Here is a 14,873-nt window from a genome sequence, read left to right as displayed (position 1 = left end):
ACCCGCGGGGCCACTGGGGTTCAGGAGGCCAGCACGAATTCGGCGTAGCGGGCCACTGCCAGCACCAAGTCGTCGGAGTGACGCGGACCGACGATCTGCAGCCCGACCGGTAGACCCGCGGGTGTGGTGCCCACCGGGATGCTGATCGCAGGCTGCTGGGTGAGGTTGAACGGGTAGGTGAACGGCGTCCACTGCGGCCAGCTGTGCAGCCCGCTGCCGGGCGGCACGTCGTAGCCCGCCGCGAACGCGGGAATCGGCACGGTCGGTGTGATCAGGATGTCGTAGTCGGTATGGAAAGCGCCCATGGCGATGCCGAGCTGCGCCGCCACGTTGCGGGCGGCGAGATAATCGACGGCGCTGACGGTTTCGCCGCGCTCCCACACCGTGCGCAGTCCTGGGTCGACCCGCTCACGCGTCCCCGCCGGGAAGCCGGACAGCATGGTGGCCGCCCCCGCCGCCCAGAGCAGTTCGAACGCCTCACGCGGATCGCCGAAACCGGGATCGGCGGCGCTGACCAGCAATTCGGCCTCGGCGAGGCGGGCCGCCGCCGCGTCGACGACCGCGCCGACGTCGGTGTCGACCTCGGCATAGCCCAGCGTTGGCGAGTACGCCACGCGCAATCCGCGCACGTCGCGTTGCATTTCGGCGCGGAACGCGGTGAGCGTGGGGGCAAGCGCGGTCGGGTCGCGCGGATCGGGGAGCGACAGGATGTCCAACAGCAGCGCCGCGTCCTCGACGGTGCGGGTCATCGGGCCCGCGTGTGCCAGCGGACCGAAGGGGCTGGCCGGGTACAGCGGAATCCGGCCATAGGTGGGCTTGAACCCGACGATGCCGCAGAAGGCGGCCGGAATGCGCACGCTGCCACCGCCATCGGTGCCCACCGAGACCGGCCCCATCCCCGCCGCGACGGCCGCGGCGCTGCCGCCGGAGGATCCGCCCGCCGTGGTGGACGGGTCGGCCGGGTTGCGGGTGATGCCGGTCAACGGGCTGTCGGTGACCGCCTTCCACGCGATCTCCGGGGTGGTGGTCTTGCCCAGGAAGACCATGCCGTCCTCGCGCAGCCGCGCCGCCACCGGGCTGTCCACCGACCACGGCCCGGCCGGGTCGATCGAGGTGGATCCGCGCCGGGTGGGCCAGCCCTCGGTCAGGAAGACGTCTTTGATCGAGATCGGCACGCCGTCCAGCAGTCCGCGGGCGTGGCCGGACTGCCAGCGCGCCTCGGAGTCCTTCGCCTGCACCAGGGCACGATCTGGATCGACGAGGCAGAACGCATTGAGCGCGTCGTCCCGGTCGGTGATCGCCCGCAGGATCGCCTCGGTGGCCTCGACGGGCGACAGGGCGCCCGTCGCGTAGGCGGAGACCAGTTCGACCGCCGTCATCGCGGTCGGGTCGGTGGGAGTGTTCATGTCGGGGTAGCTCATGGATGGGCTCCTTCAGCTGGGCACGTACCCCAGCCTTTTGTCGACCACGTTGTCCAGCGGGCGTCCGGTGATCCATTTGTCGAAGTTCTCGGCAAACGTGTTGACGATCTCGGTGCGCCATCCGACGACGTCACCGGAGTTGTGCGGGGTGATCCGGACATTCGGCAGTTCCCACAGGGGGTGATCGACCGGTAGCGGCTCGGGGTTCACCACATCGAGCGCCGCCGCGGCGATCGATCCGGTGCGCAACGCGGCGACGAGATCGTCGGTCACAACGAGTTCCCCGCGGCCCACGTTGACAAACCTGGCGTGCGGCGGCATCGCGGCGAAAGCCGTGGCGTCGAACATATTCCTGGTCTGCTCGGTCAGCGGGGCGATCGCGATGACGTAGTCGGCCCGGCCCAGTTCGGCGTGCAGATCGGTGGCGACGACGCCGAAATCCGGGTCGGAACGTTCGCGCCTGCCCACCGCCCGCACCGTCATCCCGACCGCGCGCAGCAAGCGGGCGATGTGGCGTCCGATCGAGCCGGTGCCGACGATCAGCGCGGTAGCGCCCGCGACGCGTTCGGATTCCCGATGACGCCACACATGCCGCTGCTGCAACAACAGCGACCCGGACAGGTCCTTGGCGAATCCGAGAATCTGTCCGAGGACGTATTCCGCGATCGCCGAGTCGAACAGACCGCGGGCATTGGTCAGCACCACCTCACTGGCCCGCAGTTCGGGAAACATCGCCGGGTCGACGCCGGTCGACCCCATGTGCACCCAGCGCAGCCGGTCGGCCGCGTGCCACGCGCCGGGCAACGCGCGAGTGCGAAAGTCATAGACGAACAACACTTCCGCCCCGCGCACGGCCTCCGCGAGACCGGCGGCCTCCGTGTACCGGACGGTGGCGCGGTCGGCCACCGGTGCCATGCCATCGACGTCGGGCACACTGTCACTGTGCAGGACGGTGACAATCGGGCCCTGATCCACATTGACACACTAAGATCACATCGTATGATTGTCAACAATCCGATCGTGTTCGGAGGTCGTCCCGGCTGAGCGCGAGAGGGGCCGCAGTGGATTTGAGCTTTCCCGACCTGGAGGGTCCCGTCGCGCAACGGGGCATCGGGATCATCGCTCCGTTCGACCTCGCACTGGAACGGGAGCTGTGGCGCTGGGCACCCTTGGAGGTCAGCCTGCACCTGGCTCGCACTCCCTATGAACCGGTTCCGGTGTCGCTGGAGATGGCCGAGCTCGTGTCCGACGCGGCCCACCTGACCGCGGCCACTCGCAACGTCTTGCACGTGGAGCCCGAGGTGGTGGCCTACCTGTGCACGTCGGGAAGCTTCATCAAGGGCTTGGCCTACGAGAAGTCGCTGCGCGAGACCATCTGCCGGGCCGGAGCCCAGGACGCGGTCACCACGTCTGGCGCATTGCTGGAGGCGATCCGCCATTTGCGGCTCACCCGCATCTCGGTACTCACCCCCTACGACGAGATCCTCACGCACAAGCTGCACGAATTCCTCGCCGAGGCCGGGTGCGCCGTGGCGCGCTCCGATCACCTCGGACTCGGTGGTGGCATCTGGAAGGTCAGCTACCGCACCATCGCCGAACGCATCGCCGGCGCCGATGACCCCACCGCGCAGGCCGTCTTCGTCAGCTGTACCAACCTGCCGACCTACGACGTCATCGAGCCGCTCGAACAGGCGCTCGGCAAACCCGTGCTCACCGCCAACCAGCTGACCATGTGGGCCTGCCTCGGCCGGATGAAGCTGCCGATGATGGGCCCGGGCAAGTGGCTACTCAACGTTTTCTGAAGGAAGAACATCGCATGCACGCACCCACCGCCGGCTTCATCTACCCCGACCACGCGGCCGAGGACGACTACCCGCTCGCGGCGGCGGCCCTCGGCGCACACCTGCCGGTAGCCCACATCTACGGCACCGATCTGCACGCCGTCCCCGAACTGCTCGAACTGGGCAGCCCGGAGAAGTTGCGCGTGGGCGCGGCACTGCTCGCCCGGCACCGGCCCGACGCGGTCGTCTGGGCCTGCACCTCCGGCAGTTTCGTCTACGGACCCGCGGGCGCCCGCGAGCAGGTGCGCGCACTCGCCGAGGTGGCGGGCGTCCCCGCGACCAGCACCAGTCTCGCCTTCGTCGATGCCGCGCAAACACTCGGGTTGCGGTCCGTCGCGGTCGCGGCCAGCTATCCCGACGACGTCGCCCGGCTTTTCGTGGCTTTCCTCGCCGACGCGGGCATCGACGTCGTCTCGATGTCCAGCGCGGGTATCGACACCGCCGCCGAAGTGGGCACGCTCACCCCGGCCCAGGTGTTGCGGCTGGCGGCCGACAACGACCACCCGGACGCGCAAGCGCTGCTCATTCCCGATACCGCTATGCACACCATGGCGGTGCTGCCGGACCTGGAAGCTACGCTGGGCAAACCGCTGCTGACGGCCAACCAGGTCACGATCTGGGCAGGCCTGCGGCTGGCCGGCGCCGAGCCGGTCGTTCCCGGGTTCGGCACCTTGTTCGAGGAAAGGCAGATCGATGTCCGTCGTTGATTTCGAGCCGGTGAACCGGCAGTCGACCGCGGAGATGATCGCCGATCGGCTCCGCGAGGCGATCATGCGCGGCAACCTCGCGCCGGGATCGCAGCTCGGCGAAGCGGATCTGGCCGCGCAGTTCGCCGTCTCGCGCGGGCCGGTGCGCGAGGCCATGCAGCGCTTGGTGTCCGAGGGCCTGCTGCACAGCATCCGCCACCGCGGGATCTTCGTCATCGAACTGAGCCTCGACGACGTCATCGACATCTACCGGGCCAGAACGGCACTGGAAGGCGGCGCGCTGGAGCTGATCCTGGACGGCCGCCGCCCGATCGCTTACGAGGCGCTCGGACCCAGCGTCGAGGAGATGGTCGCGTGCGCCGAACGCGGTGACGCGGTCGGGGTGTCCGACACCGACCAGGCCTTCCACGAGGCCCTGGTGGAGAGCGCGGCCAGCCCTCGGCTCGTGCGCGCCGCCCGCACCTTGCTGATCGAGACCCGAATGTGCCTGGGCGCCTTGCAAACCACCTACCCCGACCTCCGCGAACAGGCTCGCGAACACGTCGACCTGCGCGAGGCCATCGCCACCGCCGCGCCCGCCCGAGCGCGCGCCCTGCTCGTCGAGCACATGGACGACGCGGTGCAGCGGCTCCGCCAGCAGATCGGCGGCTACTAGGGCCCCGCAACACTGCGCCATCCGAGCCGTGCCGCTGCCCGCTCAGGTCAGACGGACCACCGCACGGTGCGGGTGTCGGCATTGCCTTCGACGAGCTCGAGGCGCTGGATGGCCGCGATCACGCCGAGGATCTCGATGCCTGGACCCGCCGCCGCTTCTCGGCGTCACAGCTCGGGCAGCTCTCGATGTGGCGGCTGACGCGTTTGCGCCACAGTGGGGTGAGTCGGCCGTTAGTCGCCGATCCGAGGGCTGACCTCGTGCTCCGGCTCGTTGAGGTCCAGGCGGTCGAGACAGCCAGTGGGCGCGTCGTCGGCGAAGGATCCATGTTCGCCAGCGTCGTGCCAGGGAACCGGCCCGACTGCGCCGGCGTGCCGGTTTACTTCACCGTCCCCTTGGAGAAGTTTACCGACGGGGTAGCCGGCGAGGTGAGACGCGAGCTCGAGGCCGGGGCCGGGGCCGGCATACCGGACACACTCGAGGTTGCCGCCCAGTACCTGAATAACGGCGACATCAAAATCAACATCGAGCGTCGGCCTGTGCGTCACAGCAGGCCACCGACCAGCGCGGCGTCGAATTCCGCACGGGAGACCAGGAAGTCGCCATTGGTGTCCGCGGCGGCAACCATCCGCTCGACCGCCTCCTCATCGACCTCCAAGCCGAGCGCCCGGATCCCCATCGTGATGTCCGCTACCGAGACGAGGCCGTCGCCGTCCCGGTCCCACAACCCGAACGTATCGACCGGTCGTTCACTCATCGCCCATTACCTTCGCCGCCACTGCCTACCCGTGGCCGCCACTGGACTCCGCGTACGACGGCCACCGCACACTGTACGGATTCGGTTGGGCCGGTGGTGCTCCGACGTCGCAGCTCGGCTACTTCACCGATGTTGTCCGAGCAGGCAAGCGTGGCCGGGATCGAGCTGTTCGGCCTCGGCGCTCGAACCGCGGAGGCGTCGTTCATGTTGCCAGAAAGGTCCTGATTGCTTCGTCGCTGGTGAGATGGTTGGCGCCGACGGTGACGTCGATCGTCGGGTAGTTTCTGCGCACGGCGTCGGCGATGCCGGAGAGCCGATCGGTGACTATTGCGGGGTCGCGCAACGACTCTTGGCTCAGGCCCTCGAAGCCGGGGAATCCGTCGGCTACCAGTGTTACGTCGGGGTTGTCGATGATGTTGTCGTAGGTTTGAAATTTCACGCTGACGATCTTGGATGTGTCCACCCGGCCCGGGGTGGTGAAGACTCGGTCGCTGACACCTTCGACAAAGTTGGCTGCCGAGTGCCCGTCCGCGGCCATCGGATGCGCACGGATACGGTTGGCGTCGATACCGAGCACCATGCCCGCGGGATGGAACCGCATTGTGCCGTCACGGACATCGACCCAGCTCGTGATCGTTCCGTACACGCCGGCGATGTCGGTGCCGTCCGTCAGGTATACGACGTCTCCGGCGGTACTGTGCGACGCTGTGCGGATATAGCCGTCCTCACCTGCGGCTTCTTCTCCGCGAAAAGCCCTGGGAAATACTTGCTCGACTTGCCACAGGCGTGCTCCGTTGTAGAAGGTATCCAGTGGTGCGGACCCGGATCCAGACAGCGAAGGCGGGGATGGCGGGTCGCCGCTGTCGAAATCATGGCGAAACCCTCGGTCAGCGTTCCGAAGTACCTCGGCTCCATCGTCGGCTCCACGAGCGATGGGCCTGACGCCGTGTTCGGCAGCCGCCCTTGCTGCCCTGCTGATCTCGCTGCTCAAGTGCTGGGTGAACTGAACCCATTTCCGCGCCAGCAGGTCGGATCGAATCAGCAATACACCGCCACCCTCGGCGTGATCGCCACAGCCGCCTCAGCTGCGCGTAGCACCGTCGCAGGTATCTGTGTGGCGATGCGATCCCCGACCGCCGGCCCGGTATGCAGCCGAGCCGAGCTCGTTTGTCCGCAGCAGGTCGACCTCGAATTCGGCGAAGGTTGTGTGCGTACTGCATGGCGGCGACCCGCCCAAACCTGATCCGCTGTTATCGCGCCACGCAGGCGCTGCCGAGGTTTGTACCGGTGCCGACTTCCACGGTGATACTCGTCTCGGCGAGGTCGCCGGTGGCTTCCTTCGCGGTGCGGACATGCGTGCCGGTCGTGCTCGCGGTCCACGTCGCGGTGCCGGTGCCGCCGGAGACCTGCTTGTTGCCGCTGCGAATCTCCCATCCGTTGTCCAGGAAGCTGATGCGCAAGGCGTTGTCGCTCACGGCTTTCATTCGTAACCGAAGCCGTTCCCGAGACCTGGGGACACGGCGAAGCTTTGGACCTCGGCGACGGCCGATGGCGCGCCCATGATCAACGCTGCTGTCGCAGCAACTGTGGACTCAACGATCCTTCTGCCGAAAGTCATTGCGCTCCTCGCTATCCGAGTCGAACCGGATCCTATCCGTAGCACGTCGGTGAGGCTCCCACGCCTTGGGAAGATGCGGATCCGGTTCAGTGGGGTTGCCGGGAAGACCGCGAGCCCGGACCAGCACGGCAAGCGCACCCGCTAGAGACAGCCGGGTCCGCCCATACGCGAGTCGCGACCGGTCGACGTTATTACCTGTTGTTAAGGATTCCTTAAGGCCGACCGGCGAGGGTGAGTGCGAAATCAGCTGTCTACTCATGCTTTTCACACGGATTCGGACTCCGATGCCGAACAGTCGCTTACTGCGACAGTGATTTCGATGTGGAACAGGAGCCTTGATGATCAAAACCCATCCCATCCTCCTTGGGCTTCCCGCGCTCGTGCTGGCCGCTACTGCCGGTCTGGCGACGGCTCCCACTGCCGCGGCGCAACCCCCGGTGCCGACTTACACCTGCAAGTACACACCTATCGAAAACTATTTCGTGATATTCAACCTGATGAAAGCACGCGGGTGCACGGCGTCACCGGGCGCCCCGTTGGATGGTACTTATTTCCACCCCGTCAGGATGGAAAACAGCCTCACCGGTGAAAAATGGGAGTGCGGTGGCGCGTTCCCGTCCCTCGGGAAACCGATCCATCCGGGAATGGGATCACTCGAAGCGGAGGAGGTGCTCAACGCCGGGGTGAACGCGAGCAACTGCCGCTCGGTCTGATCGCACGGCGCGAGCGATACGCCGTTTGCGAATGCCTGCATCCCTTAATATTGCCGATTTTTGATTCGAATAGGAACCGCGATGATCACAACCCGCCTGCTCCGCCTCGGGCTGCCTACACTCATGCTGACCGCTACCGCCGGCCTGATGGCCGCCCCCACCGCTGCCGCGCAAGTCCTGCCGACCTACACCTGCAAATATACGCTCGATCAACCCCACTTCGGATCCGTGAAGGGGCGGGAATGCACCGCCTCGTCGGGCGCCCCTTTAACGGGCTGGCACATTATAACTTTCCAAATGGAAAACAGCGAATCGGGCGAGAAATGGGTGTGCGGTGACGTCGACGCGGCCGTTATCCCGTATTATCTGGACAAGATCTATCCGGATTATTCCGATTTTGAACGTGCATACGGCCATGGAGCAGACGCAGGTAGCTGCAAACGCCTACTGAACTGATCACCAAACCTGAAACGTGCTGGATGTTGCCCGCGAAAACCAGAAGCTTCACCAGATAATCCGAATATTGATCACGGGCTTTCGCCTATGGGCTACTTCGACTCGATGATCGCCGTGATGGAGGCCGAGTTGGTGTAATCCTGGCCGGTGATACGAGCGATGGAGATCGCCATGGCATCGCCGAGAGCAGCAGGACGGCGCCGATGGTGGTAGACCGGAATCAGGGGCTGCTGACCCATGACAGCGCCCGACCGAGTAGACACAGCACGAGTCCAACCAGATGCGGTGTCGTCTATGGGTGGATCAGAGGTTGGCCGGGCGGACGACCATCACCGATGACGCGCGGTTGCCGGATTCCCGCAGCAGGGCGATGGCTCGGCCTGCGGGGTCGATGGCGGCGTAGACGCCGGGGATTCCGACCGGGGCGAGCCAGCGTCCGTTGCGCAGGTCGTCGGACTGCTTCTCGTCGATGTCCCGGTGCGGGAAAGCGGTTCCGACCGCAGCGTCGATATCGAGGCTCAGCGCCGGCGTGCCCGATTCCGCGGCGGCGGCAAGCTCGTCCAAGGTGCGGGCGTGCTCGAGGGTGAACGGACCGACTCTGGTGCGCCGCAAGGCGGTCAGGTGGCCGCCGACGCCGAGGGCGGCGCCCAGGTCGCGGGCCAGCGCTCGCACGTAGGTGCCCGAGGAGCACTCGACCACCACGTCCAAGTCGACGGATTCGCCGACGTCGCGGCGGGCCAGCACGTCGAAGCGCGACACCGTGACGGGGCGGGCGGCCAGCTGCACGTCCTCACCCGCACGGTGGCGAGCATAGGCGCGTTCACCGCCCACCTTGATCGCGCTCACCGTCGCGGGGATTTGGTCGATGTCACCGGTCAGCTCGGCGGTGCGCGCCACGATGTCGGCGTCGATGAGGTGGGCGGCCGGGGTGGTGGCGAGCACCTCGCCCTCCGCGTCGTCGGTGGTGGTGGCCTGCCCGAGACGGATGGTCGCGGTGTACGCCTTGGTCGTCAGGGTGAGCAGGCCGAGCAGCTTGGTCGCGCGTTCCACGCCGAGCACAAGCACGCCGGTGGCCATCGGGTCCAGCGTGCCCGCGTGCCCGATCTTCTTGGTGTGCAGCAGCTTCCGGCATTTCGCGACGACGTCGTGGCTGGTCCAGCCACCGTCCTTGTCGATGATGAGCAGCCCGCCGAGAGCGTCCATCAGACGTGCACGATCGCGGTCAGGATGTAGCCGTCGACGATCAGCCAACGGCCATCGAACGAGCGTAGCGGCACGCCGCCGTCGGTGGTCTGCCCCGGCACCAGCAGTTCGGTGTGGAAGCTGCCGTACCCGGAATCGGCTGTACTGTCTTCGATCTCGAAGGTGATGTGCGCGTCCTCGAAGCCCAGCCAGCGCACCGTCAGCGGGAACCATGCCTTGTAGGTGGCTTCTTTGGCGCAGAACAGCAGGCGGTCGAGATGCAGCTCGGAGTCGGTGGTCTTCAGCCATTCCCGCTCCTGCGGCAGGCTGACCGAGTCCAGCACGCCGTCGGGCAGCGTGGCATGCGGCTCGGCATCGATGCCGATGGAACGGAACCGCAGCTTGTGGCCGAGGGCGGCGGCCTGGTAGCCGTCACAGTGGGTCAGGCTGCCGACGATCCCGCGCGGCCATACCGGAGCGCCTCGCTCCCCCTTGCCGATCGCGACCGGCGGCTCGCCGAGCTGCGCCAGCGCCAGGCGGGCGCAGTGCCGTGCGCCGATGAAATCCCGGCGCCGCTTCTCCACCGACTTGGCGATGAGATGCTCTTCCGCCGGATGCGGCTTCAGATCCTCCGGGTACGCCACCAACTCGGCCGAGGCCACACCCGCGGGCAGAATGTTCTCGATCATCACCGCCGAGCCTAGCCGAGTCGCAACAGCCGGTAGCGCAGCGCCATGTGCGCACTCATCCCGCCGACTCTCCGCATGTGACTACCGACGCCGCCCGTTGGGGCCGCCGCGGCCGCCCTCCCGTCGACAGGCCCACACGCCGGGTCGGGCTGGATCATCGAGCTCGCCTGACATTCGCCCACTGCGTGAAGTCGGTAGCGCAAAGCACTACGGCGGCGCACGCTGAATCGCGACGATGCCCCGCGAGGAACAGCTATCTCGACCCCAGAGCGCGGGCTGTTCCGCCCGCGATGGTGACGGTCCGCAGCGAATCGCTCCGTCAGGGTCCCGGAGGACTACGCCAGTCCGCGCCGCTGCTGCGCCTTGCTGCGCATTTCCGCGGCGGCGGCCTCCATTTCCGGGGTCACCTGGAAGTGGCCGCCCCATTTGTTCAGCGTGCCCGGTGGATACTGCGGGGTGGGCAGGATCTGGCGCAGCAGTCGATCAGGCAGGCCGCGACGCTGCCATTCGCGGGGGTAGCCGAGCGAGACCTCCTCGAACCGGACGCCGTCGTAGTGCGAGGTACGCGGGATGTGCAGGTGGCCGTAGACCGAGCAGACCACGTTGTAGCGGGTGTGCCAGTCCGCGGTCAGTTCGGTGCCGCACCACAGCGCGAACTCCGGATAGAACAGCACATCGGTCGGCTGCCGTACCAGCGGAAAGTGGTTGATCAGGACGACCGGCGTGCCCGGCGCGAGCGCGTCGAGCTTGCGTTTGGTCACCTGCACCCGGGCATGGCACCACGCGTCCCTGGTCAGGTACGGCTCCGGCGAGAGCAGGAACTCGTCGGTCGCCACCACGTTGCGCTCCCTGGCGATGGCGAGACCCTCCGCCTTCGTGGTGGCGCCCTCCGGCAGGAACGAGTAGTCGTACAGCAGGAACATCGGCGCCAAGGTCACCGGTCCGCCGTATTCCTCGGCGCCCGCGCCCTCCCACACCGGGAATGGGTCCTCCGGCGTCAGCACGTCCAAGTCGCGGCACATGGCGACCAAATAGTCGTAGCGCGCCACCCCGGACATCTGCACCGGATCCTTCGCCGTGGTCCACAGCTCGTGGTTGCCCGGCACCCAGATCACCTTGGCGAACCGGCCGCGCAGCAGCTCCAGCGCCCACCGGATATCCTCGGTCTTCTCCCCCACGTCGCCGGCCACGATGAGCCAGTCCTCCGGCGAGTCCGCCGTGATCTGCTCGACGACCGGCCGATTCCCCTGGTGCCCGACGTGAATGTCGCTCACCGCCATCAACTTGGGTATCACCACACCTACCTTGGCACATCCGTTCCGATTCGCACGCACCGGCCGAGCCGGGTGTCGCCGACGCTCCCGTTACGCCGGCACCTCGGCGCCGACGCGGGCCCACCGGCCCGACAGCGCCCGCCACGCGACGGCGATCAGCCGCAACACCATGAACGCGGCCAGGCCGGACCAGATTCCGGCCACGCCCCAGTCGAAGGCCAGCGACAGCCAGATAGCGGGCAGGAACCCGGCCAGCGCCGCGGTGAGCGTGGTGGTGCGCAGGTAGGCGGCGTCACCCGCGCCGAGCAGAACGCCGTCGAGGGCGAAGACGACGCCTGCCACCGGAATCAGGGCGACGAAGAACCACCACACCAGGTGGGTGCGATCGAGGACCTGCGGGTCGCCGGTGAACAGCGCCGGGATAACCGTCGCGCCCGCCGCGAAAAAGGCGGCAAGAGCGAGGCTGAAGATCTCCGACCACCGGGTGACGCGCCGGGCTATGCCGCGAGCGCCCGCGGTGTCACCCGCGCCGAGCGCGGCGCCGGTGAGCGTCTGCGCCGCGATGGCCAGCGCGTCCAAGGCGAGGGCCAGGAAGTTCCACAGCTGCAGGACCAACTGGTGGGCGGCCACCGAGGCGGCGCCGAACCGGGCCGCGACCGCGGCGGCCGAGACGAAACAGGCTTGGAAGGCGAAGCTGCGAACGATCAGGTCGCGACCGAGCACGAGTTGCGCGCGCATGACCGCCCACTGCGGCGTCAACGAAACCCGTTCGCGGACCAGCGCGTTCAGAAACAGCGCCGCCATCACCACCTGCCCGGCGACGTTCGCCACCGCGGAACCGGGCAGCTCCATACGCGGCGCGCCGAACAGTCCGTGCACCAGCACCGGGCACAAGAGGGCCGAAACCGCGAGTCCGGCAACAACATAGGCCAGCGGCCTGCGCGTCTCTTGGACGCCGCGCAGCCAGCCGTTACCCGCCATGGAGATCAGGATCAGCGGCACGCCGAACAGCGCGATCCGCAGCCAACCCAGCGCCGCCGCCGCGATGTCGCCGCCACCAGCGATCGCGTTCGTCAGCGGAACGGCGAAGGACTCGGCCACCAGCAGGATCGCGGCGCCGACCGCGATCGCGATCCACGTCGCCTGCACGCCTTCGGCGACCGCACCGCGATGATCGCCCGCGCCGTGGCGACGTGCCGAGCGCGCGGTGGTGCCGTAGGACAGGAAAGTGAGCTGTGAACTCGTCTGCGCCAGAATCAATCCGCCGACCGCGAGGCCGGCCAGCGCGAGCGCGCCGAGCCGACCGACGACGGCGAGATCGAACAACAGGTAGAGCGGCTCGGCGACCAGTACGCCGAGCGTCGGCAACGCCAGCCCGAGGATGCGCTTCGGCCCCGCCGCGGCGGCACGATCGACCTCGATCAGCCGCGCCGCGGCATCCGGCAATGCCGGATCGGTAGCCTCCGCGCCGCTGGAACCCCTCACGTTCACGAACACCTCTCCTGCTCCGACAGCGCACACACGCACGAGACGAGCCCAGCTCCGACCGGACACCGACCGCGCACCGGCCGACCGGCACGCCGACGTGACGTAGGACAGGCGACCGGGGAACTGCCGCGGGCACACACCGGGCCTGCGGCAGGAGACGACAACGCGGCAGGCCGAATCGATTTCGCGGCGACGGACTTCACCCGATCGATACCGAAGATCACCGTCACCCGAGCGCGGCCAACAGCGCGGCGACCAACTCCTCGGGCGAGCCGTAGGCCGTGTACCCAGCGGCGAAGCGGTGACCGCCGCCGCCCAGCGCCGTGGCCACCTCCGCCACGTCCACGCCGTCGCCCACCGAGACCTCGCTGTCGCGCGAGCGCAGCGACACCGTCCACCGATCGGGCACGCCGTGGGATTGCTTGAACACCGCGGCGATTCCCGCTTCCGCGGTCGTGCGCACGATATCGATGACGCTCTCGACCTCCTCCGACCGCACCCCGTCGACATCGTCGCGGTGCACGAACGCGTACACCAGCCCGATGCCACCGCGCACGTCCGGCATCAGCCGCGCGGTCCCCAGCACTCGCGACAGCATCGGCAGCCACCCGAACGGGTGCGTGTCCAGCAAGGTGCGGGCGATCTCCGCGCCATCGATCCCGGTCGACAGCAGGCGCTCGGCCAGTTCGTGGGTACCCGGGCGCACCCACCGGAACGAGCCGGTATCGGTGACCAGACCGGCGTAGAGGCAATGCGCCACGTCCGGATCGATCGGCACGCCCCAGGCGTCGAGCAGCCGCGCGATCACGCTCGTGGTGGACTCGGCGCCGGAATCGACCACGTTGATCGCACCGAACCGGGTATTCGACCGGTGGTGATCGATCACCATTGTCGTTGCGGCGCCGGGCAATCGGTCGGCGAGCGAGCCGAGCCGAGCCGCGCTACCGCAGTCGACCGTGACGAGAAGGTCCACCTCGGCGCGCACCTCGGCGGGCGCCACCAGATGCCACACACCCGGCAGCGACCGCATCGAGACGGGCAATTCGGCCGGCTCGGCGAACGACACCTGCACCGGAGTCCCCCGCTGATGCAGGACCAGCGCCAGCGCGAGACCGCTTCCAATGGTGTCCGCATCGGGCTGCACATGGCAGATGATGGTCACCGAGCGCGCCGCGTCCAGCGCCGCCACGGCCGCGTCCAGGTCGGCCGTTTCCCGCATTGTCGTCATCGACTACCGCATGTCACTCGTCGGCGTCGCGTTCGACCTTGTAGGGGTCGGCGTCGCCCGCGGGCCTGGCGGTGGCGGCCACCTTGGCGACCGCGTCGTCCGCGGCCCGCGCCTTGGCGAGCAGTTCCTCCATCTGCCGCGCCGCGTCGGGCACGGTGTCCAGCACGAACGCCAGCGACGGGGTGAACTTCACCCCGGTTCCCGCGCCCACTTTGGAGCGCAACACACCCTTGGCCTTCTCCAGACCGGCGGCCGCACCCTCGTAATCCGGTTCGGCATCGAGGGTTTCGCCCATCACGGTGTAGTACACCGTCGCCTCGCGGAGATCGCCGGTCACCTTGGCGTCGGTGACGGTCACGAAACGCAGCCGCGGATCCTTCACCTCGTATTCGATCGCGGTGGCCACGATCGAAGCGATCCGCTTGGCGAGTCGGCGTGCCCTGGCTTGATCCACCATGGCCGTTTCCTCCTCACTACTTCTGTTCTCCCACCACGGTCAGTCTTCGGGTCCGAAGATCCGGCGGCGCACCGCCAGCAACTGTAACTCCGGACGGGCCGCGACGTGCCGTTCACATCTGTCCAGCACCTCGGTCAGGTGGTCCATTCCCGCGCTGACCATGGCGACGCCCAGCAGCGAGCGCCGGTAGAGATCATGGTCCCCGCCTTCGGCGGCACTCACACCGAAGCGCTGCAATTCGGCCAGGATCGGCCGGATTACCGAACGCTTCTGCTTCAGTGAATGCACATCGCCGAGTAGCAGGTCGAATTCCAGTGCACCCAGGTACACCGACACCCCTCTAATTGTTGTACGACCGGCCGGGACGCCGCGACATACCGCGCGGCGTCC

18 protein-coding genes are annotated in these 14,873 nt (G+C 67.6%); 5 read left to right on the top strand and 13 right to left on the bottom strand.

Annotated features, from left to right (window positions below; translation table 11 throughout):
* Positions 1-20: 20 nt before the first annotated feature.
* Positions 21-1,406, bottom strand: coding sequence for an amidase (locus AB0M45_RS11060; protein WP_364326217.1), 1,386 nt, complete (start codon positions 1,404-1,406; stop codon positions 21-23).
* Between the two features lie 27 nt (positions 1,407-1,433).
* Positions 1,434-2,396 (bottom strand): D-2-hydroxyacid dehydrogenase, encoded by a 963-nt coding sequence (locus AB0M45_RS11055; protein WP_364325832.1) that lies wholly within the window; start codon positions 2,394-2,396, stop codon positions 1,434-1,436.
* 86 nt (positions 2,397-2,482) lie between these two features.
* Between AB0M45_RS11055 and AB0M45_RS11050 the strand changes: the two genes are divergently transcribed.
* From AB0M45_RS11050 to AB0M45_RS11040, 3 genes are read left to right on the top strand one after another with little or no spacing between them, the layout of a single operon-like run.
* Positions 2,483-3,223: an Asp/Glu/hydantoin racemase gene (locus AB0M45_RS11050; RefSeq protein ID WP_364325829.1), complete on the top strand. Its 741-nt coding sequence runs from the start codon at positions 2,483-2,485 to the stop codon at positions 3,221-3,223.
* Positions 3,224-3,237: 14 nt separating this feature from the next.
* A complete protein-coding gene (locus tag AB0M45_RS11045) occupies positions 3,238-3,969 on the top strand; it encodes a maleate cis-trans isomerase (protein WP_364325826.1) in 732 nt (243 codons plus the stop codon).
* A complete protein-coding gene (locus tag AB0M45_RS11040; protein ID WP_364325823.1) occupies positions 3,956-4,624 on the top strand; it encodes a GntR family transcriptional regulator in 669 nt (222 codons plus the stop codon). Before AB0M45_RS11045 ends, AB0M45_RS11040 begins: the two co-directional genes overlap by 14 nt.
* Positions 4,625-5,165: 541 nt before the next feature.
* Here the strand turns inward: AB0M45_RS11040 and AB0M45_RS11035 are convergent.
* The 3 genes from AB0M45_RS11035 to AB0M45_RS11025 all read right to left on the bottom strand — a co-directional run bounded on the left by AB0M45_RS11035 (position 5,166) and on the right by AB0M45_RS11025 (position 6,853).
* Positions 5,166-5,378, bottom strand: a complete 213-nt coding sequence (locus AB0M45_RS11035; protein ID WP_364325820.1) for an EF-hand domain-containing protein — start codon at positions 5,376-5,378, stop codon at positions 5,166-5,168.
* 202 nt (positions 5,379-5,580) lie between these two features.
* Positions 5,581-6,024, bottom strand: coding sequence for a hypothetical protein (locus tag AB0M45_RS11030; RefSeq protein ID WP_364325817.1), 444 nt, complete (start codon positions 6,022-6,024; stop codon positions 5,581-5,583).
* Between the two features lie 604 nt (positions 6,025-6,628).
* Positions 6,629-6,853, bottom strand: coding sequence for a hypothetical protein (locus AB0M45_RS11025; protein WP_364325814.1), 225 nt, complete (start codon positions 6,851-6,853; stop codon positions 6,629-6,631).
* 481 nt (positions 6,854-7,334) lie between these two features.
* Between AB0M45_RS11025 and AB0M45_RS11020 the strand changes: the two genes are divergently transcribed.
* Positions 7,335-7,709 (top strand): hypothetical protein, encoded by a 375-nt coding sequence (locus AB0M45_RS11020; protein WP_364325811.1) that lies wholly within the window; start codon positions 7,335-7,337, stop codon positions 7,707-7,709.
* An 81-nt stretch (positions 7,710-7,790) separates the two neighbouring features.
* Positions 7,791-8,165 (top strand): hypothetical protein, encoded by a 375-nt coding sequence (locus tag AB0M45_RS11015; protein ID WP_364325808.1) that lies wholly within the window; start codon positions 7,791-7,793, stop codon positions 8,163-8,165.
* Between the two features lie 92 nt (positions 8,166-8,257).
* Here AB0M45_RS11015 and AB0M45_RS11010 read toward each other — a convergent pair whose 3' ends face one another.
* The 8 genes from AB0M45_RS11010 to AB0M45_RS10975 form a co-directional block, all read right to left on the bottom strand.
* Positions 8,258-8,404 (bottom strand): hypothetical protein, encoded by a 147-nt coding sequence (locus AB0M45_RS11010; RefSeq protein WP_364325805.1) that lies wholly within the window; start codon positions 8,402-8,404, stop codon positions 8,258-8,260.
* Positions 8,405-8,468: 64 nt separating this feature from the next.
* Positions 8,469-9,368: a tRNA pseudouridine(55) synthase TruB gene (gene truB / locus AB0M45_RS11005; RefSeq protein WP_364325803.1), complete on the bottom strand. Its 900-nt coding sequence runs from the start codon at positions 9,366-9,368 to the stop codon at positions 8,469-8,471.
* A complete protein-coding gene (gene npt, locus AB0M45_RS11000) occupies positions 9,368-10,036 on the bottom strand; it encodes a 4'-phosphopantetheinyl transferase Npt (RefSeq protein WP_364325800.1) in 669 nt (222 codons plus the stop codon). Before npt ends, truB begins: the two co-directional genes overlap by 1 nt.
* A 335-nt stretch (positions 10,037-10,371) precedes the next feature.
* Positions 10,372-11,331 carry a metallophosphoesterase gene (locus tag AB0M45_RS10995; protein WP_364325797.1) on the bottom strand — a complete coding sequence of 320 codons (960 nt, stop codon included), beginning with the start codon at positions 11,329-11,331 and terminating at the stop codon, positions 10,372-10,374.
* Between the two features lie 69 nt (positions 11,332-11,400).
* Positions 11,401-12,735 (bottom strand): MATE family efflux transporter, encoded by a 1,335-nt coding sequence (locus tag AB0M45_RS10990; RefSeq protein WP_364326214.1) that lies wholly within the window; start codon positions 12,733-12,735, stop codon positions 11,401-11,403.
* Between the two features lie 289 nt (positions 12,736-13,024).
* Positions 13,025-14,026 carry a bifunctional oligoribonuclease/PAP phosphatase NrnA gene (locus tag AB0M45_RS10985; protein WP_364325794.1) on the bottom strand — a complete coding sequence of 334 codons (1,002 nt, stop codon included), beginning with the start codon at positions 14,024-14,026 and terminating at the stop codon, positions 13,025-13,027.
* 13 nt (positions 14,027-14,039) lie between these two features.
* Positions 14,040-14,483: a 30S ribosome-binding factor RbfA gene (rbfA, locus tag AB0M45_RS10980; protein ID WP_364325791.1), complete on the bottom strand. Its 444-nt coding sequence runs from the start codon at positions 14,481-14,483 to the stop codon at positions 14,040-14,042.
* A gap of 39 nt (positions 14,484-14,522) precedes the next feature.
* Entirely contained in the window at positions 14,523-14,813 is a 291-nt protein-coding gene (locus AB0M45_RS10975; protein WP_040780537.1) for a DUF503 domain-containing protein, read from the bottom strand.
* Positions 14,814-14,873 lie beyond the last annotated feature (60 nt).

The sequence above is a fragment of the Nocardia sp. NPDC051787 genome (assembly GCF_040681325.1).
Lineage (GTDB): Bacteria > Actinomycetota > Actinomycetes > Mycobacteriales > Mycobacteriaceae > Nocardia.
This window is presented reverse-complemented; position numbering and strand designations above follow the sequence as displayed.